Source organism: Phytoactinopolyspora halotolerans (genome assembly GCF_010550675.1).
GTDB classification, from domain to species: Bacteria; Actinomycetota; Actinomycetes; order Jiangellales; family Jiangellaceae; genus Phytoactinopolyspora; species Phytoactinopolyspora halotolerans.
Map to the genome: position 1 here is coordinate 167,582 of NZ_JAAGOA010000013.1, position 23,111 is coordinate 190,692.

18 protein-coding genes are annotated in these 23,111 nt (G+C 69.4%); 9 read left to right on the forward strand and 9 right to left on the reverse strand.

All coding sequences use genetic code 11. The annotated features are described in order from the left end of the window. Positions 1-3 precede the first annotated feature (3 nt). A complete protein-coding gene (locus tag G1H10_RS34030) occupies positions 4-1,857 on the reverse strand; it encodes an acyltransferase (RefSeq protein ID WP_163740585.1) in 1,854 nt (617 codons plus the stop codon). 324 nt (positions 1,858-2,181) lie between these two features. Between G1H10_RS34030 and G1H10_RS18785 the strand changes: the two genes are divergently transcribed. After that, entirely contained in the window at positions 2,182-3,192 is a 1,011-nt protein-coding gene (locus tag G1H10_RS18785; RefSeq protein ID WP_216853417.1) for a hydroxyacid dehydrogenase, read from the forward strand. A 12-nt stretch (positions 3,193-3,204) separates the two neighbouring features. Here G1H10_RS18785 and G1H10_RS18790 read toward each other — a convergent pair whose 3' ends face one another. The 4 genes from G1H10_RS18790 to G1H10_RS18805 all read right to left on the reverse strand — a co-directional run bounded on the left by G1H10_RS18790 (position 3,205) and on the right by G1H10_RS18805 (position 8,238). Further along, the gene (locus tag G1H10_RS18790) at positions 3,205-4,239 is read right to left on the reverse strand and encodes an SGNH/GDSL hydrolase family protein (protein WP_163740587.1); all 1,035 of its coding nucleotides are present in this window, start codon (positions 4,237-4,239) and stop codon (positions 3,205-3,207) included. A gap of 169 nt (positions 4,240-4,408) precedes the next feature. Continuing rightward, positions 4,409-5,401 carry a Gfo/Idh/MocA family protein gene (locus G1H10_RS18795; protein WP_163740589.1) on the reverse strand — a complete coding sequence of 331 codons (993 nt, stop codon included), beginning with the start codon at positions 5,399-5,401 and terminating at the stop codon, positions 4,409-4,411. 67 nt (positions 5,402-5,468) lie between these two features. Continuing rightward, positions 5,469-6,536 carry a Gfo/Idh/MocA family protein gene (locus tag G1H10_RS18800; RefSeq protein WP_216853418.1) on the reverse strand — a complete coding sequence of 356 codons (1,068 nt, stop codon included), beginning with the start codon at positions 6,534-6,536 and terminating at the stop codon, positions 5,469-5,471. Between the two features lie 217 nt (positions 6,537-6,753). Further along, positions 6,754-8,238, reverse strand: a complete 1,485-nt coding sequence (locus tag G1H10_RS18805; RefSeq protein ID WP_163740591.1) for a sulfatase family protein — start codon at positions 8,236-8,238, stop codon at positions 6,754-6,756. Positions 8,239-8,417: 179 nt separating this feature from the next. Here G1H10_RS18805 and G1H10_RS18810 point away from each other — a divergent pair, with 179 nt between their 5' ends. Together G1H10_RS18810 and G1H10_RS18815 are read left to right on the forward strand one after the other, a co-directional pair. Next, positions 8,418-9,569 carry a substrate-binding domain-containing protein gene (locus G1H10_RS18810; RefSeq protein WP_163740593.1) on the forward strand — a complete coding sequence of 384 codons (1,152 nt, stop codon included), beginning with the start codon at positions 8,418-8,420 and terminating at the stop codon, positions 9,567-9,569. Positions 9,570-9,614: 45 nt separating this feature from the next. Next, positions 9,615-12,077 carry a polysaccharide lyase 8 family protein gene (locus G1H10_RS18815; protein ID WP_163740595.1) on the forward strand — a complete coding sequence of 821 codons (2,463 nt, stop codon included), beginning with the start codon at positions 9,615-9,617 and terminating at the stop codon, positions 12,075-12,077. Between the two features lie 17 nt (positions 12,078-12,094). On the opposite strand, the gene G1H10_RS18820 is transcribed toward G1H10_RS18815, so the two are convergent. From G1H10_RS18820 to G1H10_RS18835, 4 genes are all read right to left on the reverse strand, one after another. Continuing rightward, positions 12,095-12,493 carry a type II toxin-antitoxin system VapC family toxin gene (locus tag G1H10_RS18820; protein ID WP_163740597.1) on the reverse strand — a complete coding sequence of 133 codons (399 nt, stop codon included), beginning with the start codon at positions 12,491-12,493 and terminating at the stop codon, positions 12,095-12,097. Further along, positions 12,490-12,723, reverse strand: coding sequence for an antitoxin (locus G1H10_RS18825; RefSeq protein ID WP_163740599.1), 234 nt, complete (start codon positions 12,721-12,723; stop codon positions 12,490-12,492). Before G1H10_RS18825 ends, G1H10_RS18820 begins: the two co-directional genes overlap by 4 nt. A gap of 78 nt (positions 12,724-12,801) precedes the next feature. Further along, positions 12,802-13,905, reverse strand: a complete 1,104-nt coding sequence (locus G1H10_RS18830; RefSeq protein WP_163740601.1) for a Gfo/Idh/MocA family protein — start codon at positions 13,903-13,905, stop codon at positions 12,802-12,804. A 138-nt stretch (positions 13,906-14,043) separates the two neighbouring features. Continuing rightward, positions 14,044-15,069 carry a LacI family DNA-binding transcriptional regulator gene (locus tag G1H10_RS18835; RefSeq protein WP_163740603.1) on the reverse strand — a complete coding sequence of 342 codons (1,026 nt, stop codon included), beginning with the start codon at positions 15,067-15,069 and terminating at the stop codon, positions 14,044-14,046. A gap of 221 nt (positions 15,070-15,290) precedes the next feature. On the opposite strand from G1H10_RS18835, the gene G1H10_RS18840 reads away from it, so the two are divergent. The 6 genes from G1H10_RS18840 to G1H10_RS18865 all read left to right on the forward strand — a co-directional run bounded on the left by G1H10_RS18840 (position 15,291) and on the right by G1H10_RS18865 (position 23,032). Continuing rightward, positions 15,291-16,334 carry a Gfo/Idh/MocA family protein gene (locus G1H10_RS18840; protein ID WP_163740605.1) on the forward strand — a complete coding sequence of 348 codons (1,044 nt, stop codon included), beginning with the start codon at positions 15,291-15,293 and terminating at the stop codon, positions 16,332-16,334. Positions 16,335-16,344: 10 nt separating this feature from the next. Next, complete coding sequence (locus tag G1H10_RS18845) at positions 16,345-17,151, forward strand: 6-phosphogluconolactonase (protein ID WP_163740607.1); 807 nt, start codon at positions 16,345-16,347, stop codon at positions 17,149-17,151. Positions 17,152-17,313: 162 nt separating this feature from the next. Beyond that, a complete protein-coding gene (locus G1H10_RS18850) occupies positions 17,314-18,387 on the forward strand; it encodes an ABC transporter permease (RefSeq protein ID WP_174264477.1) in 1,074 nt (357 codons plus the stop codon). Continuing rightward, the gene (locus G1H10_RS18855) at positions 18,384-19,307 is read left to right on the forward strand and encodes an ABC transporter permease (RefSeq protein WP_163740609.1); all 924 of its coding nucleotides are present in this window, start codon (positions 18,384-18,386) and stop codon (positions 19,305-19,307) included. The genes G1H10_RS18850 and G1H10_RS18855 overlap by 4 nt, the downstream gene beginning before the upstream one ends. Further along, complete coding sequence (locus G1H10_RS18860; RefSeq protein WP_163740611.1) at positions 19,304-21,196, forward strand: dipeptide ABC transporter ATP-binding protein; 1,893 nt, start codon at positions 19,304-19,306, stop codon at positions 21,194-21,196. The genes G1H10_RS18855 and G1H10_RS18860 overlap by 4 nt, the downstream gene beginning before the upstream one ends. Positions 21,197-21,220: 24 nt before the next feature. Beyond that, positions 21,221-23,032, forward strand: coding sequence for a peptide ABC transporter substrate-binding protein (locus G1H10_RS18865; protein WP_163740613.1), 1,812 nt, complete (start codon positions 21,221-21,223; stop codon positions 23,030-23,032). Positions 23,033-23,111 lie beyond the last annotated feature (79 nt).

The window sequence follows — 23,111 nt, forward strand, 5'->3', positions numbered from 1 at the left end:
ATCTCACCCACTCTGGTCCCGTCGCGGTTCGCGCGGCTCGGGGCAGTGCACGCCGCGTGGACGGTAGCCGAGCGCACCGGACGCCCCGAGGACGTCCGCCAGATACCAGGTGATGGCCAGCCACATCTCGGTCCCCTGCAGCCCTGCCTCGCCGTCGAAGCCGGGACCCGGCACCAGGGCGAAACTGAATCCGGCGCCCGGCCGCCAATACCGGAGCACTCGATCGAGCTGCGCTGCCGCCCACGCCTGCACCTCACTCCGGCGGTAATCCGTCTGAGCGCCGGCCAGCCACAGCGGATGCACCACGTCCAGCACATCGCATGCGGTGCCTCGGTCGTCGCCGAACCAGCGCCCGTCACGGGAGTGTGCCAGCACCGTGTCGATGACCTGTTCCGGATACGGCACGCCCAGCCCGAACTGCGCGAACGTGCCGCGTGTGAGCCGGTAGTAGCCGTTGACCAGCTGGCGCCGTCCCTGCGCCGCCGTGATCCCGCCCCACATGCCGGTGGCCACGTCGACGTGTGTGTGCAGCCAGCCCACCAACGTCTCCAGCGTGCCGCGCCGCCCGAACAGGTGCCGGTTCCAGTACAGGCCGGTGCCGAAGCAGTCGATCCAATCCCCCGCGTGCCAGGCCCGTTCCTCCCACGGCAACCGCTCCAGCGTCGCGATCAGCTCGTCGGCCGTGATCTCGTCGACGGCCGCGATCGGGTGAGCGAGGGAGGCGTCGAGCAGGTCGAGCGCATACCCGACGGACAGGATGTGGTAGCGCGCCTCGCCGCCGCCGAGGTCATGCCCGGCGCGATGCAGCCGTCCCGGCTTGACCTCGCCGTCGTCGGCCGAGACGGCGAGCTGCGGCACCAGCCCGGTCTGCGGATCCTGCCAACCGCGCAGACGCTGCACGATCGTCTCGGAGGGCAGTTGGAGCGGTGCCCGGCCGTGGAGCAGGTCGGCGATCTCGACGGCGTCACATAGCGCCCGCACCGTCGGCGGCCGGCCCGGACGGTCCACGAACCACCCGTCACCGCCTTGTGCGGATCCGGCCGGCGCAGCTCCGTCGCGGTCGTTCTCCTCCCGCCGCCAGCAGCGAGCGAGCACGTCGTCGGCCTGTTCTCGGACCATCCGGGCGAACGTCCCCAGCCGGTCCAGCCACGATCCGGCGGCCTCGGCACCCGCCGAGCCACTCTTCTTCGTTGCCGGTGCCGGTCCGCCTCGTGGCTCCCGCCGGTCGCGCAGCCGGCGCGCCGGATTGCCCGCCATCACCGACCACGGCGGCACGTCTTTCGTCACCACCGCACCCGCACCGATCACGCTGTGCTCGCCGATGGTCACGCCGTCGACGACCACCACGTTGGAGCCGATCCACACGTCGTCGCCGACGCTGATGCCGGCGCTGGTCAGCGGCTGCCGGTGCACCGGTCGATCCGGTTCCATCGAGTGGTTGAACCCCAGCAACGACGCGTGCGCTCCGATACGGACGCCGTCGCCGAGCCGGATATCGCCCCGGACCACCGCGTACGGGTTGATCGTCGAGTCCGCGCCCATCTGTACGTCGCCGGTCACGTAGGCGAACGCCGCGATGTAGGACCGGTCGCCCATCTCCAGCCGGTCGACGTAGCAGGCGGCATGTGGCGAGACGAAGCACCGTTCCCCCAGCCGGGCACGGCCGCCGGCCAGCGTCTGCTGGTGTTCGAGTTGTTCGCGTTGCTGGACGGCGCCGGCGGACGACCAGAACGCCCACGCATTGAAGTCGAACTCGGTGGGCGCCGCCCCTCCATCCGTCGTCTCCCGGTCTGCCGGCGCCCGGTCTGCCGGCTCCCGGTCTGTGGCGGCGCCGGCGATCCGATCCGGTCCAGTCATCGGTACCGTCCTGCATGCGGCGCAGCCGCGCCGTGCGTCGTGCCACCCGGATGACCTCGTCGGCCGTCAGCGTACGCAGCGTGATGGAACAGCAGGATGGCGTGCCCTTCTCCCCGGCACCGCGAGCAAGTGCGGTGCAGACGTCAGCTGGTAAACTCACTCTACGGGAATGCGTTTTCCATTGCATGCCCCCGTCCGCGTGCCGGATCGTCCATGTGCCGGCGGCCGACACCGGCCCCACCCCGACAGCGCGATGCAGCCGGCCGCCGTGCGCCCGCACGTCGTCGCACGGCGCACCGGACTCGACCGGAATAAGGAGTGCCCGTGAGCAGCGACCACCGGCCATCCGTCCTGCTCGTCATGGGCGACCACGCGTACCGCACCGGCTTCGACGACGAGCGGCTCGCCCGGCTGCGGACGATCGCCGATGTCGGCACACCGCTGCGCGCCGCCGCACTCGACACCGCCGACGAGCGGGTCCGGTTAGCCGAGGTCGACGTGCTGATCACCGGGTGGGGCGCGCCGGTCGTGGACGAAACAGTGCTGGATGCGGCGCCCCGGCTACGCGCGATCCTGCACACCGCCGGCACCGTCAAGCACCTGGTGACCCCGGCCTGCTACGAACGCGGGATCCTCGTCACCACCGCCGCCGAGGCGAACGCGATCCCGGTGGCCGAGTACACGCTCGCCGCCGTGTTGTTCGCGGGCAAGCGCGTCCTGCAGTCGGCCGCGCTGTTCCGGCACGACCGCACCGAGAAGGTGCGCCCGGACGGCGACAAGTCGAACTATCGCCGCACGGTCGGCATCATCGGGTACTCCCGTATCGGCCGGCGCGTCGTCGACCTGCTGCGGCCGTTCGACCTTGACGTGCTGGTCGCCGACCCGTTCGCCGACGCCGACCGGGTCGAGGCGTCCGGCGCGCGCCTCGTCGAGCTGGATGACCTGCTCCGGCGCAGCGAGATCGTCAGTGTCCACGCCCCCGCGCTGCCGAGCACCCGGCACATGCTGGACAAGGAGCGCCTCGCCCTGATCCCCGACGGCGGCACGGTCATCAACACGGCGCGCGGCGTGATCATCGACACCGCCGCGCTGGAGCACGAATGCTCGTCGGGCAGGCTGTCGGCGATCCTGGACGTCACCGAGCCTGAACCGCTTCCGGCCGGCTCCCCGCTCTGGGAGTTGCCCAACGTCCTGATCACACCGCACGTCGCCGGTGCGCAAGACACCGAGATCCACCGGCTGGTCGACACCGCGCTGGACGAGCTGGAACGCTACGCGACGGGTCTGCCGCCGCTGCACACCGTCACCGCCGACGAGCTGCCGCACATCGCCTGACCCGCGTCAGCGTCAACCGACGAGCTTGCGGACCGCGGGCGCGATCGCCGCGGCCATGTGCGCGTAGCCGGTCGTGTCCGGATGCAGCCCGTCGAAGAGCAGGTCGGCGTGGTCCGGTCCCAGCACATCGAGCCCGTGCATGAGGTGGAGGTTGTCGTCGCCGTGCTCGCGCAGGCGTCGCACGCCCTCCTCGACGTTGCCCCTGATCTGCGTCAGCGTCATACCAGCCGCGCTCGGCTCGTTCTCCCGGGACGGCGAGACGATCGGCGAGATCACCAGGATGGGAACCCCCGGATGTCCGTCCCGGATGGTGCTGAGCATGCCGAGCACGGCCGGCAGGAACGACCGCTCGTTGAAGGTGCCCTGGTTGTGCACGTTGATCCCCAGGCAGGCGACGATCACGTCGGCCGGCATGTCGCGGATCATCCGCCCGACCATCGGGTCCAGGTGGCACTGGCCGCCGTATCCCAGGCAGGTCAGGTCCATACCCAACTCACGCGCGACCAGGGCCGGCCAGGTGCGGGTCGGCGACGCGGCCGCGCGGCACTGCGTGATCGAGCTGCCGTACGTGATCAGCTTCGGACGTTCCGGGCGCGGGGCCCGCCACGTCCGTGCGTCGTCGTCGATCTCCAGCGCTGCCAGCCGGAAGTCGCCGAACTGCGGTAACCACAGCTCGACCGTCTTCTCCCCCGCCGGCACCTCGAATCCGAACGTCCCGTCCGGCCGGACCGGCGACGAGTCCACGTCACGCCCGTCCACCACCAGATCCACCGGTGGCAGGTCCTGCACAGGCGCCATACCGTCCAGGTCGCTCACGACGGCACGGCCGCGGACGGACGTCGCGTCGGTGCCGAACACGACCCGGACGCCGGCCTGCATCAGCGCCCGCAGGCGCAGTTGCTCGGAGAAGAGGTCCCGCCGGCTGTGCTGCAGCCGCCACCCGCGCGACCAGTCCGGAGTGTGCTCGACCTCGACCGCACCCTCCCAGGTCAACGTCTCGTCGTCGGCGCGAAGCTGCCGCGTGGTTCCGGTCGGGGTGATCGGCATGCCGCCTCTTCTCGTCGTCGTGGTCTTGCCTGGCACACTCGTGCCGCGGACACTCACACTCGGGCCATTCTTTCGCGCCACTCGCGCGAGCGGTGACATGGGACCGGACGATCGACAGCACCGCAGGCCGCCGGGGCCGTGGGAGGGTGGGGCGGCCGCTGGGTCGTCGTCAGATCTTCCAGGCCTCGACGGTTCCCCCGCTGTCCGCGCTGTGCTGAGCCAGCAGCGCGATCCTGGTGGCGTCGATCGACTCGGCGGTGCCGACCTCCGGCTGTGTGCCGTCGAGCAACGCGCCGACGAAGTCCTCGGCCGGCCGGCGTCCCGGCGGCAACGGCTCGAGCCAGGTGTCCTGGTCGTGCGTCGCGACCTCCAGCTGCCGTTCCGTCCAGCGCATCTCCGCGGTGCCGCGGGTGCCGACGAGCCGCATCTGGTAACGGCCGTTGCCGTTGCCCGCCTCCGGAGCCAGCCAATGCGCGTCGATCGTGGCCGTCACCGGCCCCGCGCGCAGCAGCATCGACGCGTGGTCGTGGAAATCCGGATACTGCGGATAGGCGCGCTTGCCGGTGGCGCCGACGACGTAGCCGTCCCGCGCACCGGTCAGCGCCAGCACCATGTCGACGTCGTGCGCCGCCAGATCGGCGAGGACGCCACCGTATGCCGGGGTGAAGAACCAGGGCGGGCGGTTGCCGTGTCTCAGTGCGTGCGGCCCGGTGCTCGCGATCAGGGCCAGCTCACCGAGCGTCCCGGCGTCGAGCAGCCGGCGCGCGGCCAGCGTGACCGGGTATCCGCGCTTCTCGAACATCACCGACACGATCCGCCCGCTGTCGGCCGCGGCGTCCTCGATCGCGGACAGCTGGTCGAGCGACGTGCACAACGGCTTGTCCGCCAGCACGTGCGCCCCCGCGCGCAGTGCATCGACGACGACGCCGGCCCGGTCCACGTAGACGCCGTTCACCGCCACCACGTCGACGTCGTGCTGGTCCAGCAGCTCCCGGTGGTCCGCGTACGTCGGCACGTCGCCGAGACTGTCGGCATACCGGGCGAGGTTGGCCGGGTCGGGGTCGGAAGCGGCGACCAGCCGCACCTGCGGGCGGTGCGGCAACTCCGAGAACACGTAACTGACGTGCGGGTGGGCCATGCCGGCCACGGCTAGCTGGATCACGAGAGCTCCTTCATGGCGACAATCACCGCCGCCTGCGACGAACGATGCCGTGACCGGTGTGGTGATGTCACGGGGACCGTTCCAGTGTCTGGGCCGCCACAGGCACGTCCGGCTGGTCCAGTGTGACGGCCCGCCCCGTCTCGGCCGCCTCGTAGATGCCGCACAGCAGCCGGACGGTGGCCAGGCCGTCGCGAGCGCCGATCGCCGGTGGCCGTCCGGACCGGTACGCGTCGACGATGTCCCGCCACTGCGCCAGGTGCCCGGCCAGCCCGATCGCCGACGGGTCGGACGCTCCGCTACCGGGCGCCGCGTTCGGCTCCGGCGGCGCCGGGACGCCGTCGAAGTCCCAGCTGACCACGTCGCTGTTGGCGAACTCCGCCGCACCCCGGCTGGTGAACAGCTTCATGGTGGCGGGGCGACCCGGCGGCGTCGCTGTCGAGGTGACGACGGTGCCCAGCGCGCCGGAGGCGAAGCGCAGCGTGGCGACGGTGGTGTCCTCGGCGTCCATGTCGTGCCCGAGCGTGTCGTACTGGGCGGTGACCTGGGTAACCGGCCCCATCAGCCAGGCCAGCAGGTCAACGCTGTGCAGGCCCTGGTTCATCAGCGATCCGCCGCCCTGATCCTGCCGCGTGCGCCAGGCCGCGTGGGCGTAGTACGCGTCGTCACGGAGCCAGTGCACGAACGCCTCGCCCAGCACCGGCCGCCCGAGGGTCCCCTCGTCGACGAGTCGCTTGACGTACTGGCTCTGCGGTTCGAGCCGGCGCTGCGAGATCACGCTGACGAAGAGACCCCGCTCCTCGGCCACGCGCACGGCCTCCTCGGCCGAGGCGACGTCGACGCTCAGCGGCTTCTCCACCACCACGTGCTTGCCGGCGCGCAGGGCGGTCAGCGTCTGTTCGCCGTGCAGCCCGCTCGGCGTGCACAGCACCACCACGTCGACGTCGGGATGCGCGATCACCTCGTCCGGGCTGACATGGACCGCGTCTGCCTGGCCGAGTTCCGCGAGCGTCGACGCGGCGCCACCGCTGGCCGCCACCAACCGGACGTCGCCCTCCAGGTGCCCCAGGGCCTCGACATGCCGGCGACCGATCGTCCCCATGCCGACCACGCCCACGCCGATCGGTTCGCTGCTCACCGCGCTCCTCTCGTCCACGTCCGGCGAGTGCGGCGTGGCCGCGTACCGCCGTCGCACGCCGTTCTCCGCTCTCGGTACCCACACCCTACCGGCGCAATCGAGCAGGTTGCAACCGCTTGCAGCGCTGTCGGCCTGCTCGTTCCGCGGCCGGCGGCGGAGCACCGTTCAGGCCCGAGGTTCACACCGGAGCGGGCACAGCCGCCCACCGATACAGGGTTCAACGTGGCGCCGCGTCCGGCCCGGGCACGTAGCGGGCGAACCCGTCTCCCCGTGCCTCACAGTGCTCGGCCAGGCGTCGGCGGTGCTCCGCCAGGATGCCCTGATGAGCACCGTCGGTGGCGAGGTTCGTCATCTCCCCCGGGTCGCGGCGCAGGTCGAACAGCTGCTCCCGATGCAGCCCCCAGGAATGGCACATGTACGCGTACCGCGACGTTCGCAGCATGCGGGCGATCAGACCGGACATCACCGGTGGTGGCATCAGGCCGGGAAACCGCCACTGTGTCTCGACGATCACCTGATCCCGCCACGATGGATGCACGTGCGACGCGGACCCGACCAGCGGGCGCACACTCGTTCCAGCCCACGTCGGATCCGGGGCGATGCCGGCGTAGTCGCACAGCGTGGGCAGCAGATCGAGCCCGACCGAGACCAGCTCCTCGCGTACCCGTGCGTCGACCACCCCTTCGTCGCGATCCGCCGCCCCGCGCACGCGCCCGTCGCGATTCGCCGCCCCGTTCGGCGCGTCGCCCGGCGGCACGACGATGAACGGCACGCCGGCCGACTCCTCATACAGATTCTTCTTCTGGTTCCACTGATGCGCGCCCTGCATGTCGCCGTGGTCGGAGGTGAAGACGACGACGGTCTCCTCCCTCAGCCCGGACGAATCCAGCGCCGCGAGCAACGACCCGATCTCGGCGTCGACCCGCTCGCACAGCCGGAAATAGGCGTACCGGTAGCGTCGCCACCGCTCCTCGTCCCAGCCCTGCGTCGGGTGGACGGTCCAGGCGTAGCGCTGCACGAGCCGAAGCGCTTCGGGTTCCTCCGAGCCGGGCGCGAAGTTGGGTGGCAACACCGGCAGCTCTCGCCAGTCGACGTCCGGCACCTCCCCCGACGGTGGGGCCTGACCGCGTGCCCACTCGCAGATCCCGTGCGGCTCGTTGAACGACGCCACCAGCAGGAACGGCGCGTCTCGCCGATCCGGAGCGGCCAGGTACTCCGCGCATGCGGCCGCCAGGCCCTCATGGCTGCCGCCATAGATCTCGGTGAAACCGCTGGCCACCGACCCCTCTGGCGCACCGGCCCACCCGCTCACCGCCGACGCCTCGTGCGCCGCTCCCGGCACGTGCCACTTGCCGCCGTAAGCGCAGTCATAGCCGGCATCGGCGAAGACCCGTCCCAGCGACCGCTCCGGGAACGGCCGGTCCGGAACCTGCACGTTGTCGTCGATCCCCAGCTCGGACGGCATCAACCCGGTCATCATCGACGCCCGGGACGGGGCGCACAGCGGGCTGGTGCAGTACGCGTTGTCGAACCGGACGCCGGCCGCGGCCAGCGAGTCGATCGCGGGCGTGTGCACGTCAGGGTTACCCGCGCAGCTCATCGCGTCCGCCGACATCTGATCGGCCATGATCAGCAGCACGTTCAGCCGTCCGCCGGTTTTCACTATCCGGACCTCCGCACTCTCATACCTGCTCGGCCCCATGATCATGAACAGTAACCGTGCTATGTACACGGTTACTGTTCATGATCATGGGGTTGTGCGATCGCTCCCTCAGCATGCCCGATGCCACGCCGTGCTCGCGCCCGTTCGGGAGCACTGGATGCGAGTCATTCCCGAGTCATGCCATTGACGGGGTATGACCTAGCGCGCAGGATCTGAACATGCCGGACACCACCGCACTGAGCGAGGCGCCGCACGGGACGCGGTTCCGCATGCTCGCGTCGATGATCCGGCGTGACATCGACCGCGGCACGCTCCCGGTCGGGTCTCGACTGCCGGCGGTGCCAGAGCTCGCCAAGGCGCACGGCGTCGGCGTCAATACGGTGCGGCGTGCGGTGGCTCGCCTGGTGGAGGACGGGTTGCTGGACCGTCGGCACGGCAGCGGCACCTACGTCCTGCGGACGTCGGCCGATCGGCAGGTACGCCGCGCGGTCGGCGTCCTCGTTCCGTCGCTCACGTACTACTACCCGCAGGTGATCGCCGGGATCGAGGAAGCGGCGTCGCGTCGCGGGGTGGACGTCGTCATCGCGTGTTCGTACTATGACGCCGACCGCGAACTCGCCGAGATCGACCGGTTCCTCGGCTCCAGCGTGGACGGCATGCTCCTGGTCCCCAGTCTGCATCGCGCGCCCGACCCGGCCAGGTACGTCTCGCGGCTAAGCAAACTGCCGGTCCCGTACTTCCTGATCGAGCGCCGGCTCGACGATCCCGCCGCCGACGCGGCCGACAGCACCGACGTGTCCTCCGTCCGGACCGACATAGCCGCCGGAGTGCGTGCCGCGATCGCCCACCTCACCGCGCTCGGCCGGCGCCGCATCGGGCACATCGGCCATCTGAGCTCGGCACCTGGAACACGTGTCTTCCGCGGATTTCTCGACGCCATGCGGGAATTCGGCCTGGAGGTGATCGACGGGGCCGTCCTCCGCCGTCCCACCCTGTCGATGGCCGAGGTCGGGCAATACGTCACGACATGTGCCCGGGAGCAGCTGGATGCGGTGTTCTGCCTGGGCGATCCGTTTGCCGCCACGCTTGTGCGTGAACTCGGCAAGCACGGCCACCCGGTTCCTGACGACGTCGCCGTCATCACCTTCGACGACGAGTTCGCCCACGTGGCCGAGGTGCCGTTGACGGCCGTGTCGCCGCCCAAGTACGAGCTCGGTCGGCTCGCCACCGACCTGCTGGTCCGCCGGCTGGAGGACGGCGGCCCGGCGGTCGCCTGCGACGTGCGCCTGCAGCCCAAGCTCGTGATCCGATCCTCGTGCGGGGCGCGACCGACCGAAACCATCGACCTCGTGTTCGAACCGACCGGCTGACGCGGCACCCGCCGCCCTGGAACCCTTCTCCCCTGGAGGTCACCCGTGACCAGCCATCACCGTCCCCTGCCCAGACGCAGTCTCCTCATCGGCGCGGCGTCGACCGGCGCCGTCCTGTCCACCGGAGCGATGTCCAGATGGGCGGCACCGCTCGCCGCCGCACCGCTCGCCGCCGCACCGCTCGCCGCCGCAGCGACCGACGCCGCCTACGCGGCGCTGCGGAGTGCCTGGGTCGATGTCCTCACCGGCGGACCGCAGGACCTCGGCGATCCCGACGTGCAGGCCGCCATCACCCAGCGTGACACCGCCACCGCCAATGCCCTCGCCCTGGTCGATCCCGACCCGAACCGGACCGCGGTGTTCACCGACATCCCGTACAACCCGGCGGACACCCTCCGCTCACGCGGCGTCGCGCAGTCGTGTTCGCGGATCAAGGCCATGGCGCTGTCGTGGGCGACCGAGGGCTCGTCGTACTACGGCGACGCCGCCCTCCGCGACACGATGCTCGACGCCGTCGACACCGTCCTGACCCACAACTACGTCGCCGGCGAGCCGGAAGACGACAGCTGGTACAACCACGAGATCGCCATCCCGCAGTACCTCAACGACGCCCTGACGATCCTGCACGCACACGTCGGCTCCAGCATCATGCAACGGCACACCGCCGCCGTTGACTGGTTCGTGCCGGACCCGCGCTACAACTATCCGCCGAGCCATCCCAAGCACAAGCTCTCCACCGGCGGCAACCGCGTCGACCTGTGCGAGGTGGTGATCATCCGCGGCGCACTCGACCACACCGAAGCGCGCGTGGCCGACGGACGGGACGCGCTGAGCGGCGTCTTCGAGTACACCACGTCCGGCGACGGGTACTACCGCGACGGCGGCTTCATCCAGCACACATCGATCCCCTACACCGGCACCTACGGGCGGGTCCTGTTGCAGGGAGCCGCGACCCTGATCACGCTGCTGGCAGGTACGCCGTGGGAGGTCACCGATCCCGATGTGGAGATCATGTTCGACGCGGTGGAGAACTGCTACGCACCGACGATCTTCGACAACCAGCTGTTCTCCAACATGTGCGGGCGCGCCGTGTCACGTAAGAACAGCGTCGAGCACGGCCCGGCCATCAGCATCGCCGACGGCATCCTCACGCTGGCCGGCGCCGTGGGAGCCAGCCGGGCCAAGGCCTGGCGCGAGATGTGCGTGGGCTGGTTCACCCGGGACGAGTTCGTCGATCCCACCGCCACCTCCGACCTGCGGCGGCTCGCCCTGTTCAAGGGCCTGATGAACGACGCCGGTCTGACGCCTACGCCCGAGCCGGTCGGGCACCGGCTCATGTCCAGCGTCGCCCGCCCGATCCACCGCCGCGACGGCTGGGCGTTCACCGTCGCGATGGCGCGCGAGGGGGTGCACGGTGCCTACGAGGCGAATCGCGAGAATCAGCACGGCTGGTACCAGAACCGGGGCGCCACATACCTGTACGTGCGCACGGACAACGCGCAGTTCAGCGACGCGTACTGGCCGACCGTCGATCCGCTGCGGCTGCCCGGGACCACCGCTCAGCGACGCGACGACATGCCGGACGGCGACTGGCGCAAGGCCTACGGGCACTTCGGCGGGGGCGCGTGCGTCGACGGTGAGTTCGCCGCCACCGGCATGCGGATGTCGAAGGGGCCGGGCGGACACTCGCTGAGCGCGCTGAAGTCGTGGTTCTGCCTCGACGACTGCATCGTGGCGCTCGGCACCAAGATCACGTCCACCGAGAACTACACCGTGCAATCCGTGCTGGAGAACCGGAACCTGCACGAGACCGGCACGAACGCCCTGACCGTCGACGGCGAGGTCTTCCCGTTGGGGCTGGGCGACGACGAATACCTCGGCCGGCCCGGCTGGCTGCATCTGGAGGACGTCGCCGGCTACGTCCTGCTCGACGCGGCCAACGGCAGCCCGCTGCGCGCCGCACGCGAGGAACGCACCGCGACCTGGCTGGACATCAACCCGTACTGGTCCACCCACGACGACACGCCGTACACCCGCCGCTACGTCACCGTGTACTTCGGCCACGGCCGCGCACCTACGAACCGCGAGTACGGGTATCTGCTGCTCCCGGGCGCGACACCCGCCGAGACCGCCGCCCGCGCGGCCGACCCCGGCGTCGAGATCCTGGCCAAGACCACGAACGTGCACGCGATCCACGTGCCACATCTCGGTTTCACCGGCGCGAACTTCTTCTCCGGCGGCTACACGGTCCAGCTCGGCGGCGGCGCCACGCTCGGCACCGACAAGAACGCCTCCGTCGTCCTCTCCCAGCAGGGAAACGAGCTGTGGGTCGGTGTCGCCAATGCGACACACCGCCTCGACTCTGTCACGGTCACGCTCAGCGGCACGTCGTACAGTCCGTCGTCGAGCGACCCGACCGTGCAGGTGAGCAAGTCCGGCCGCACGATCACCATCACTGTCGACACCAGCGCTCGCGACGGCCGCACCCACCGCGCCATCCTCGTATAGCCGACTTCTCCCACAAGTCAGCTGCTTGGGTAAAGTTCGACATTCGCTCTATGGGATCCGATCAGTTTGGAGTCGCCCGTCAGCAGCGGGCAGTCCAGTAGCTCGGCCAGCGCGATATACGCGGCGTCGTAGACGGTGAAGTTGTGCCGGAGTTCCCAAGCGCGTTCAGCGATCACCGCCCCGGGATAGCGCTGGATACTGAGGTCGGCGAAATCCGTGCGCGCGTCGTTAGCTCGGTCGGTCGTGAGCTTGCCGCCGAGAACAAGGCCACGCAACGCGTTTACGAACTCGAAGTCGATGAAATGAGGCGCGTATAGAACTCGTGGGGCAGACAATCGTTGGCGAAGCACATCGTTGGACCGAGCTTCGATGAGCGCGTAAACGATCACCGAATTGTCGACGACGAGTGCGCTCACTCACCCCTCCCGGCACGGGTCGCCGCCACGATGTCGGACATGTTGAGCCCCGGCGACGGCCTCTGCGCCGCATGGGCCAGCACCTCCGCCACGGTGGGCTGAGCGGCCGCTTCGATGACCATCCGCCGGAGGTAGGCAGTAAGGCTCATGCCTTCTGCGGACGCGCGCATCCGCATCACGTTGAGGGCGTCGGAGGGCACGTCGCGGATCTGTATGGGTTTAGTCTCCATGCATGCAACGATACCATCTTGCATGCACGTTGATCACCAAACTGCTGGACCGGTCATGATCGGCTCAACAGTTGATGATCACGGCAATTGGCCGTCGAGAGCGTGGTAGAAGGGGTCGTCCACGCCGATCTCGCCGCGCTTGACCGTGCGTCCGGTGAACGCCGACGCGTACAGCGCGGTGATCAGCTCCAACGCCGCCCGTCCGCTGTCGCCGCTGGTCTCCGGGCGACGTCCGGCCCGGAGATCGGCGACGACGGCACGCAGCTGGGACAGGTGGTTCGTCTCCTCGTCGGGCAGGTCGTTGGCCCACTCCGCCACCGCTTGCTCGGCGACGCCGTCGGCCGGCGTGCAGGTCCAATCGGAGTTTCGGTACCGGTACAGGTGCGTCAGCTCGACGGTCGCCAGCTCGGTGTCGATGCGCAGGCGGCTGACCGATTGCGGTGAGACCGCGCTGTTCACCACGGTGCCCAGCGCACCCGACTCGAACCGGACGACGGCCGTGCTGACGTCATCGGTCGCGATGTCGCGGCTGGTCGTGGCGGCGAACGCGGAGACCTCCCGCCAGGGGCCGACCATGGTCAGCATGAGGTCGATATTGTGGATGCCCAGCGCCATGGCCGGTCCCCCGTCGCCGCGGAAGTTCCCGCGCCACGCCGGTTCGAAATAGTCCGGCCCGCGGAACCAGGTGGTCTGACAGTGCACCGCCAGCGGACGCCCGAGAACGCCGCCGGTCAACAGCCGTCGGTAGTGCCGGGCGCCGGGGCCATAACGCAGCTGGAAGACGATCGGCGCATACGGTCCTCCCTCCCGCTCCCCCGCGACCATCTGGTCATACTCGGCCAGCGACAACGCGGGCGGCTTCTCGCACAGCACCCACGCACCCGAGGCCAGCGCCTCCGCCACATGCTCGCGGTGGAGCACCGGCGGGGTCGCGACGATCACCAGCTCCGGGGCTTCCGCCGCGAGCATCTCGCCGAGCGCGGTGTATCGGCCGCGGATACCCCAGCGATCGGCGAACTGGTGCAGCGTCTCCGGCTGGACGTCCACGGCGGCGACCAGGTCGATCTCGTGGCCGAGCTCCCGCACCGCAGGCAGATGTCCGACCTCGGCGATCACTCCGGTGCCGACGATGGCCGCGCGGATCGGCTGCTGAGCGGTGTCGGATGGTCCTTGAACGTGCACAGGTGGCTCCTCGGCGCGACGGTCGGCGCAGGCGTGCAAGCGCTTGCAGCGGTCTGGCCATGCTGTCGACGGCGTCGCGGCCTGTCAACCCTCGCACGCCACCGGTCGTCCGCAGGACGGGGAGGTCTCAGGACAGACTCATCGCGACGCCCGCCGCGCCTCGCGCCGCTCGTCGTGCCGCGGGGCCGGACCGGTCGAGCCGCGCACCACGAGTTCGCCGGACAGCGAAAGCTGCTGGTCACGTGTGATGAGACCGTCCAGCTGGTCGACCAGCAGCCGGACGGCCGTGCGGCCCGCGTCGGCGATCGGGCTGGCGATCGATGTAAGCGGCGGATACGCCATCGCCGCGAACAGGATGTCGTCACAGCCGCTCACGCTGAACTGCCCCGGTACGTCGAAGCCCCGTTCGGTCAGCCGGCGCAGGATCCCCATCGCCATGATGTCGTCGAACGCGACGGCGGCCGTGGCGCCGCTGGCCGCCAGCGCGTCGGCGGCCAGCATGCCGCCGGAGAACGTCGCCGGATAGGGTCCGAGCACCTCGAACGCCATGCCGAGCTTGCGCGCCTGCCGCCGCGCGCTGTCCCGCCGTTCCCGGTCCGACCACGACGACGCGGGGCCGGACACGTACACGATGTCCCGGTGCCCGAGGGCGTGCAGATGGTCGACGGTCTGCCGGATGCCGTCCCGGGTCCGGCAGGTGATCGACGCGATGCCGTCGACCGCGCGGTTGACCAGAACCACCGGCGTCCGCTCAGCGGCTTCCCGGATCACCCCGGCCCGGGACCGCGGCGAGCAGACGATGACGCCGTCGGCCTGGCCGGCCAGGTCCCGCAGCATCTTCGACTCGCGCTCGGGATGTTCATCGGTGTCCATCAGCAGCACCGAGTAGCCCTTCTCATACGCGGTGTCCTCGACCGCCCGCACCAGCGGCGGGAAGAACGGATTGGCGATGTCCGGCAGCAGCACGGCGAGCAGCGCGGTCCGTCCGGTGACCAGCCCGCGAGCCGATCGGTTGGGTCGGTAACCCAGCCGATCGGCGATCGCGAGAATCTGCTTGCGGGTGTCCGCGCCGATGAGCTCCGGCCTGGTGAAGGCCCGGGAAACGGTGGAGATCGATACTCCCGCCTCGGCGGCGACCGCCTTCAACGAGGCTGTCCTGGCCATGCCCGCGTCCCTTCTCTCCGGCGCGAGAGTATCCGCGCGATGGCAGGAGTCATTCCCTGCCTCCCTATCGCAACATTGACACTCCAGAGCGTGCCATGCAATTGTGTGCAAACGCTCGCATCGGAGATGCGTGGCATCCTCCTCCGGCCGACCCCCGACGGACGCGTCGCCTCGGACCGCCCCTCAACCGCAACTCACCCCACGATGGACGGTGACGGGATATGACGATCAGAATCGGCATCGCCGGAGTGCAGCATCCGCACATGGACGCGATACTCGACGACGCCGCAGCGCACACCGGTGCCGAACTCGTCGGCCTGGCCGAGCGGGACCCCCGGCTCCGCGCCGAATACGCACAGCGCTACCGGGTGGCCGCGTTCGAGGACCACACCCAGCTTCTGGACGCGGGCGAGCTCGACGCGATCCTGGTGGGCGACGTCTTCGGCGCGCGCGGACGGATCATCGCCGACGCTCTCGGGCACGGCTTGCACGTGCTGACCGACAAGCCGATGTGTACGACGCCGGCCGATCTCGACGCCATCCATCACGCCTGGCGAGGCGGCGACCGGGTGCTCACCATCGCGTTCGAGAAGCGGTTCCTGCCGGCGACACTCGCGCTGTCCGAACTGCTCGATGCAGGCGAACTCGGTGAGATCGTGATGGTCACGAGTGCCGGGCCGCACAAACTCATCCGCGACGAGCGGCCGGCGTGGATGTTCCACGACGACACGTACGGCGGGATCCTGAACGACCTCGTCGTCCACGACATCGACCTGCTCCTGCACCTGACCGGCGCCGCCAGCGGCACCGTGCGCGGCTACGCCGGCAACCGCTGCCATGCCGACGTGCCGGAGTTCGAGGACCACGGACTCGCCGTGATCCAGGTCGACGACGGACCGCTCGCCTCACTGGACGCGCACTGGATGAGCCCCCAGGCCGCACCCTACTTCGGCGACATCGCGATGACCGTCGTCGGTACGCACGGCACGGCCGAGCTGCGCTGGATCCACAATCGCCTCATCCTCGGCACACACCACCGTCCGCCCGCCGAGATCCCGCTGCCGGGGCGGCGCAGTGCGACGCGCGACTTCCTGGATGCGCTCACCGACGGCCGCCCACCCGCCGTGACCGCGCACGCCTCGTTCGCCGCGACCGCCGTCGCGCTCGCCGCGCAGCGCAGCGCCCGGCTCGGCCACCCTGTGACCTGGGACGTCGACACATACCGGCGGGAGCCGGCCGACGCCCGCACGTCGACGACGATGTGAAGGAGACCCGGTGTCCACTCCTGAGATCACCCGAGCACGGAGCACCACCGTCGACCGGCTCCGCGTGCGCGTCCACGACCACGTGGACGCCGCCGGCCGGGCCGCCGCCGCGCTGGTCGCGCAGGCGCTGCGGCAGCGGATCGACGATGCCGGCGAGGCCCGGATCATGTTCGCCGCCGCGCCGTCGCAGGATGCCGTCCTGCACGCACTATGCCGGGAACGCGACGTCGACTGGTCGCGCGTCACCGCGTTCCAGATGGACGAGTACGTCGGACTCGACGCCGACCACCCACAGGCGTTCGGCACGTACCTGCAGGAGCACATCTATACCTTCGTCCGGCCCGGCCGCGTCCACCTGATGCGGCCGGACGGCGACGGCGCGCAGGAGGCCGAGCGCTACGCGGCGCTGCTCGGCGAGGCTCCGATCGACGTGGTCTGCCTGGGCATCGGCGAGAACGGGCACATCGCGTTCAACGATCCGGGTATCGCCGACTTCGAGGATCCGTTCGCGGTCAAGGTGGTGGAGCTCGACCCGGCGTCGCGCCGGCAGCAGGTCCACGACGGGTGTTTCCCGTCCGTCGGTGACGTGCCCACGCACGCGGTCACGGTGACCGTTCCTGCCCTGCTCAGCGCCTCGGTCGCGATCTGCTCGGTGCCGGGCGCCCGGAAACGTGCCGCCGTCCAACGGGCGCTGACCGGCGAGGTCAGCGAGGACTGCCCGGCCAGCGCGCTCCGCCGGCATCCGGACGGGTGGCTCTTCCTCGACCCGGCCAGCACCCCCGATGACCTGCTGCGTACGGATGAGACGACCGCATGAGATACCCAAGTCATTCCATTGACGGGCTTGACCCGTGCGTGCAACCTTGTGCAAACGCTCGCACAGTTCCGAGCAGTCAGATGGAGGCACCATGACCGCCCACCTTCGAGTGGCATTCCGGGAATGCGCTCTCCAGCGTCACACTGCCGGCTGTGAGCGACCATGATCGGCTATCTCGCTCGCCGTCTCGTGCGGCTCATCCTGTCCCTCGTCGCGGTCTCGCTCATCACGTTCGGCCTGCTACAGCTTGTGCCGGGATCGTTCGCCGACCTGGCCGACTCCGGCACGTCGGACCTCGGCGGCGACTCGGCGACGTCCGGCAGCGAACTGGCCCAGCGTTACGGCGCCGACGTGCCGGCCTGGGAGCAGTACCTGACATTCATGCGCGGTGCCGTCACCCTCGACATGGGACCGTCCTACCGCTACCCGCAGGCGACCGTCGAGGACCTGATCTTCGACGCGTTCCCGGTCTCGCTGTCGCTGGCGGTACCCGCCACGCTGTTGACCCTGCTGATCGCGATCCCGATCGGTGTGCTCGCCGCGGTGAAGAAGGACAAGCTCGCCGACTACGGCTCGATCTTCACCCTGACCTCGCTGCAGGCACTGCCCGGATACCTGTTCGCGCTGCTGCTGGTGTTGATCTTCTCCGTGGGGCTCGGCGTGCTGCCGGTCCGGGGCTGGTCCGGCCCGGAGTACATGATCATCCCGGTGGTCGCGCTCGCGATCCAGCCGATCGCCATGCTGGCCCGGTACGTACGCACGTCGATGCTGGAAGAGCTGCGCGAAGAGTACGTCATCGCCGCGCACGCCAAGGGCGGGCAGCGGCGCACCGTGCTGGGCCGGCACGTCCTGCGCAACTCGATGATTCCGCTGGTGACGATCGTCGGACCGATCTTCGCACAGCTGGCGACCGGGACGGTGTTCATCGAGGCGCTGCTCGGCATCCCCGGCCTGGGCAGGCTTTTCACCACGGCGGCGCGGACCAGGGACATGCCGTTGCTCATGGGCACGACGTTGTTCTTCGCGCTCGTCTTCCTGCTGATCAACCTGATCGTCGACCTGACCTACAGCCTGCTCGATCCTCGCATCCGGCATGAACAGTCCAGTAGCTGGCGACGCACGAGGCGACCGCTCCGGCTGCGCGCATCGAAGAGTCGCGAGCCCGGCACGGACCGGCCGGCCGCCCCTGATCGATCACCGGGCGCATCGGACACGATGGAGGTGGTGCGGCCATGAGCGAGCTCATGCACAACGCGTCGACGGGCGACGCACTCGGCTCGGCACTCGCGTCCGGCACGTCCGGCGGACAGAGCGAGCTCGGGCGCGGGTGGGCCCGCTTCAAGCACAACAAGCTCGCCCTGGGCAGCCTGGTGTTCATCGGCCTGCTTATCGTGGTCGCGCTCGCCGCACCCATCCTGGCGCCGTACTCGTATGCCGAGCAGGACCTGACCAACCGGTTTCAGCCGTTGTTCTCCGACGGGCACCTGCTCGGCACCGACGAGCTGGGCCGGGACGTGTTCTCGCGGCTGATCTACAGCCTGCGCACGGCGCTGATGATCGGCTTCGCCGCCGAGCTCCTAGCCTTGGCTATCGCCCTGGTCATCGGCATGTGGGCAGCTTATCGGGGCGGCCGCGTCGAGCAATGGCTGATGGCGTTCACCGACGTCATGTACGCCTTCCCGACTTACCTGTTCGCGGTGCTGCTCGTCGTCATCATGGGCCGCTCACCGCTGGCGATCGTCGTCGCGATCGCGACCGCGACGTTTGTGAACCAAGCCAGACTGGTCCGGGCACAGGTACTGAAGATCAAGACGTTCGAGTTCATCGAGGCGTCCCGGTCCATCGGCACCGGCGGCGTGGCGATCACCATCCGGCACATTCTTCCGAACGCCGTCGGTCCGTTGCTGGTGGCGACGAGTTTCGGCATCCCGAACGCGATCATCGCGGAGTCCGGCCTGGCGATCCTGGGGCTCGGTGTCGCCCCGCCGACGCCGTCGTGGGGCGGCATGATCGTCGACGGATACGGCTACGTCCTCGGGAACCCGCAGCTGATCGTGGCGCCGCTCGTGCTCTTCGGGCTCACCATGCTGGCCTTCACCTGGATCGGCGACGGTCTGCGAGACGCCTTCGACACCAGCGAGGAGGACCGGGCGTGAATCCAGTCACCACCTCCAGCACCACCGCGGGCGCATCGGCCGACGGTCCCGCGCGGCCGTTGCTCTCGGTACGTGACCTGCGGGTGGCCTTCCGCAGCCGGGCAGGCGAACTCGTTCCCGCGGCGAGCCTCTCCGTCGACGTACCTGCCAACGGGGCGCTCGCGATCGTCGGTGAGTCCGGCTCGGGCAAGACCGTCAGCATGCGCGCACTGCTGCGGCTGCTCCCGGACAGCGCCGTGGTGTCCGGCGAGGCGCATTTCGAGGGCCAGGATCTGCTCGCCCTGTCCGAGTCGGAACTCAGGCGCGTCCGCGGCCCCGGCATCGGGATGATCTTCCAGAACGCCATGTCCGCGCTGAATCCGACCCGCACGCTCAAGGTGCAGCTCACCGAGCACCTGCGCTGGCACGGCATCTGCGACCGGAAAGAGGCCGTGCGCCGCGCCGTCGACGCCCTCGACCGGGTCGGCATACCCGAGCCGGAGCGCCGGATCCGGATGTATCCGTTCCAACTGTCGGGTGGGATGCGGCAGCGGGCCATGATCGCGATGTCGATCGTCGCCGGTCCCCGCCTGCTGATCGCCGACGAGCCGACCACTGCCCTCGACGTCACCATCCAGCGCCAGGTGCTGGACGTCCTCAAGGGTCTCCGAGACGACGGCCTGGCAGTGATCATGATCACTCACGACCTCGGGGTGGCCCGGTACCTGTGCGACGACGTCGTCGTGATGAAAGACGGGCAGATGGTGGAGACGGCGACCATGGACGGGTTCGTCGCCGCCGCCGAGCAGCCCTACTCGCGCCGGCTCCTGGACGCGGCGCCTGACGTCGACCTTCGCGCCGAACCGTCGCGCAGCCGATCCGCCGCGAAGACGACGGCCGCGGAGAAGACGGGCACGGAAACGACAGCCACCGCGGACGACCATGAGAGCCGCGATGCCACGGACGACGCGGCCGCGACGCAGAACGCGAACCGGCCGGCGCCCGTGTCCCGCAAGGTGTTGGTCCAGGCGAACGACCTGGTGAAGATCTTCCACGGCCGCGGCGGCGACGTCCGCGCCGTCGACGACGTCAGCATCACGATCGGGGCCAACGAGACCGTGGGCGTGGTCGGCGAGTCCGGCAGCGGCAAATCCACCCTCGCCCGGTTGCTGATGCGGCTGATCGAGCCGAGCGCCGGTGCGGTGACCTTCGACGGGCACGACGTGCTGGCCGCCCGCAAGGCGGAGCTGTACGGCCTGCGGCGGCGGATCCAGATGGTGTTCCAGAACCCGTACGGCTCGCTACTCCCCCACCAGACCGTGGCCGCGAACGTCATCGAGCCGCTGCGCGTGCACAAGGTCGGCACAGCGGCCGAGCGGCGCAAGCGCGCCGCGGAGCTGCTCGAGCTGGTGGGCATACCCCCGGAGCGAGCCAGCCAGTACCCGCGGCAGTTCTCCGGAGGCCAGCAGCAGCGCATCGCCATCGCCCGCGCCCTCGCGCTGGAACCGGAACTTCTCGTCTGCGACGAACCCACGTCCGCGCTCGACGTCTCCATCCAGGCCCAGATCCTCGATCTGCTCGACGATCTCAAGCAGCGTCTGGGCCTGTCCATGCTGTTCATCACGCACAATCTGGCCGTCGCCCAGCGACTGTGCGACCGCGTCATCGTCATGGCGTCCGGGCACATCGTCGAGGCCGGGCCCACCGCCGACATCTTCGCACGTCCTCGGCACCCCTACACCAAGGCGCTCCTCGCCGCCGTCCTGCCGATCCGTACCGATCCGGTGCCCTGGCAACCCGCCGCCGCGGTCGACACCCACGTCGGCGAGCTCGTTGAGGTCACGCCACGACACTGGGTGCGCCTCCCGCAGACGGAGTCCGCGGCCGGCCAGCGTCATCCAGCGATGTGAAATCCGCTTACCCAGGAGGTTCAGATGAACCAGGCACACCCGATCCGGCGCCGCACGTTCCTCGCGGCGTCGCTGGCCGCGCTCGGCGCGACCACCACCGCATGCGGTTTCGACGGTGACTCCGGCAGCAGCGGCAACTCCGGCGAGGGTAGCGGCAGCGACGCCGGCGACTCGGGGGACGGCAACGGCGACGACGGCGCCCCGCAGCAGGGCGGCACCCTGCGCGTCTCGATGATCCCGGTCCCCGAGATCGACCCGGCCATCGCCGGCGGTTCGTCGAACGGGCAGATCATCATGACCGCGCTGTGGGAGGGACTCGTCGTACTGGACGCCGACGACCCGTCCAACGTGTTGCCTGGAGTCGCCGAGAGCTGGGACGTCTCCGACGACCAGCTCGTCTACACGTTCCACCTGCGCTCCGACGCCAAGTGGTCCAACGGCGACCCGGTGACCGCCCAGGATTTCCTGTGGAACTGGCAGCGCATCCTCACGCCCGGGATCGCCGGGGAGAACAACCCCTCGTACAACCAGGGCAACCTGCGGGTGGTCGGCGCCGGCGACTACATGAACGGGGAGACGGAGAGCTTCGACGACGTCGGGGTCAAGGCGCTGGACGACGCCACGTTCGAGATCACGCTCGAGGCACCGAACCCGACGCTTCTGCTCCACCTCGCCCACTACCAGTTCTTCCCGCTGCACCCGCCGACCCTCGAGGAACTCGGCAACGACGGCTGGCTGACCGGCGACCAGTGGGTCAGCAACGGCCCGTTCGTCCTGGACCGCTTCCAGATCAACCAGCGCGCCGTGCTGTCCCGGAACGAGCACTACTGGGACGCTGACAATTACTACCTCGACGGCATCGATGTCACGTTCAACGACGGCGGCACCACGTCCGATCTGCTCAGCTACCAGAGCGGCGAGATCGACGTGACCGGTCGCATCGAGGACGACCTGGAGGCGGTCACCACCTCGGACGTCGCCGACGAGCTGATGTCGGCGCCGCCGAACCAGATGCGGCAGCTGATCATGCTGAACAGCCGGAATACGGTGCTGAACGACGTCCGGATCCGCGAGGCCCTGTCGATCGCGATCGACCGGGAGACGCTGGGTGAGATCAGCAAGCCCGCCGTCCCCGGCAACTCGATGGTGCCGGACGTCATCGAGGGCTCCGATCAGATCCCCGGCGTGGAGTACGACGTCGACCGTGCCCTGACGCTGCTCGACGAGGCCGGTTTCCCGAACGGCGAAGGGCTACCGACCATCACCCTGATGGACTACCAGTCCACCCCATGGGTCGAGGCGATCGGCCAGATGTGGCGGGACAACCTGGGCATCGACGTCACCATCGACAACATCGAGCGTGGTCTGTTCATCGAGCGCATCGAACAGCTCATGCCGGAGGACTACGTCGGGTTCTACCAGCTGAACACCTCGGTCTCACCTCCGGTGCTCCAGTCGGCCGCGCAACGAATCCTGCCCGCCGCGTCGTCGCGGATCGGCGGGATCAACCTGGTGCCACCGGACGTCGCTGAGGAGTTCCTGGCGGCCGTCGACAGCGGGGCGCCGCCGAACGAGTTCCTGGCGATCCTGGACGGCAACCGCTATCCGGAATGCGAGCGAGCCGTCGAGCTGGCCAAGCAGGCGATGGCCGAGCCCGACGAGGACAAGCAGTTCGAGCTGCTGGTCGAGTGCGCCGTCGCCCGTGATGAGGCGTTCGTGGAGATCCCGGTGCTCTGGGGCGGCTACAACCTCCTGATCAAGCCGCACGTCAAGAATCTCAAGCTCTGGCCGTTCACCTCGGTCTTCTCCACCAAGGGCGTCTACCTCGAGAACTGATCCCACCCCATGATCATGAACACTAACCGTGCCATGTGAACGGAAAGTGTTCATGATCATCAGGTCATCCGACGGAGGT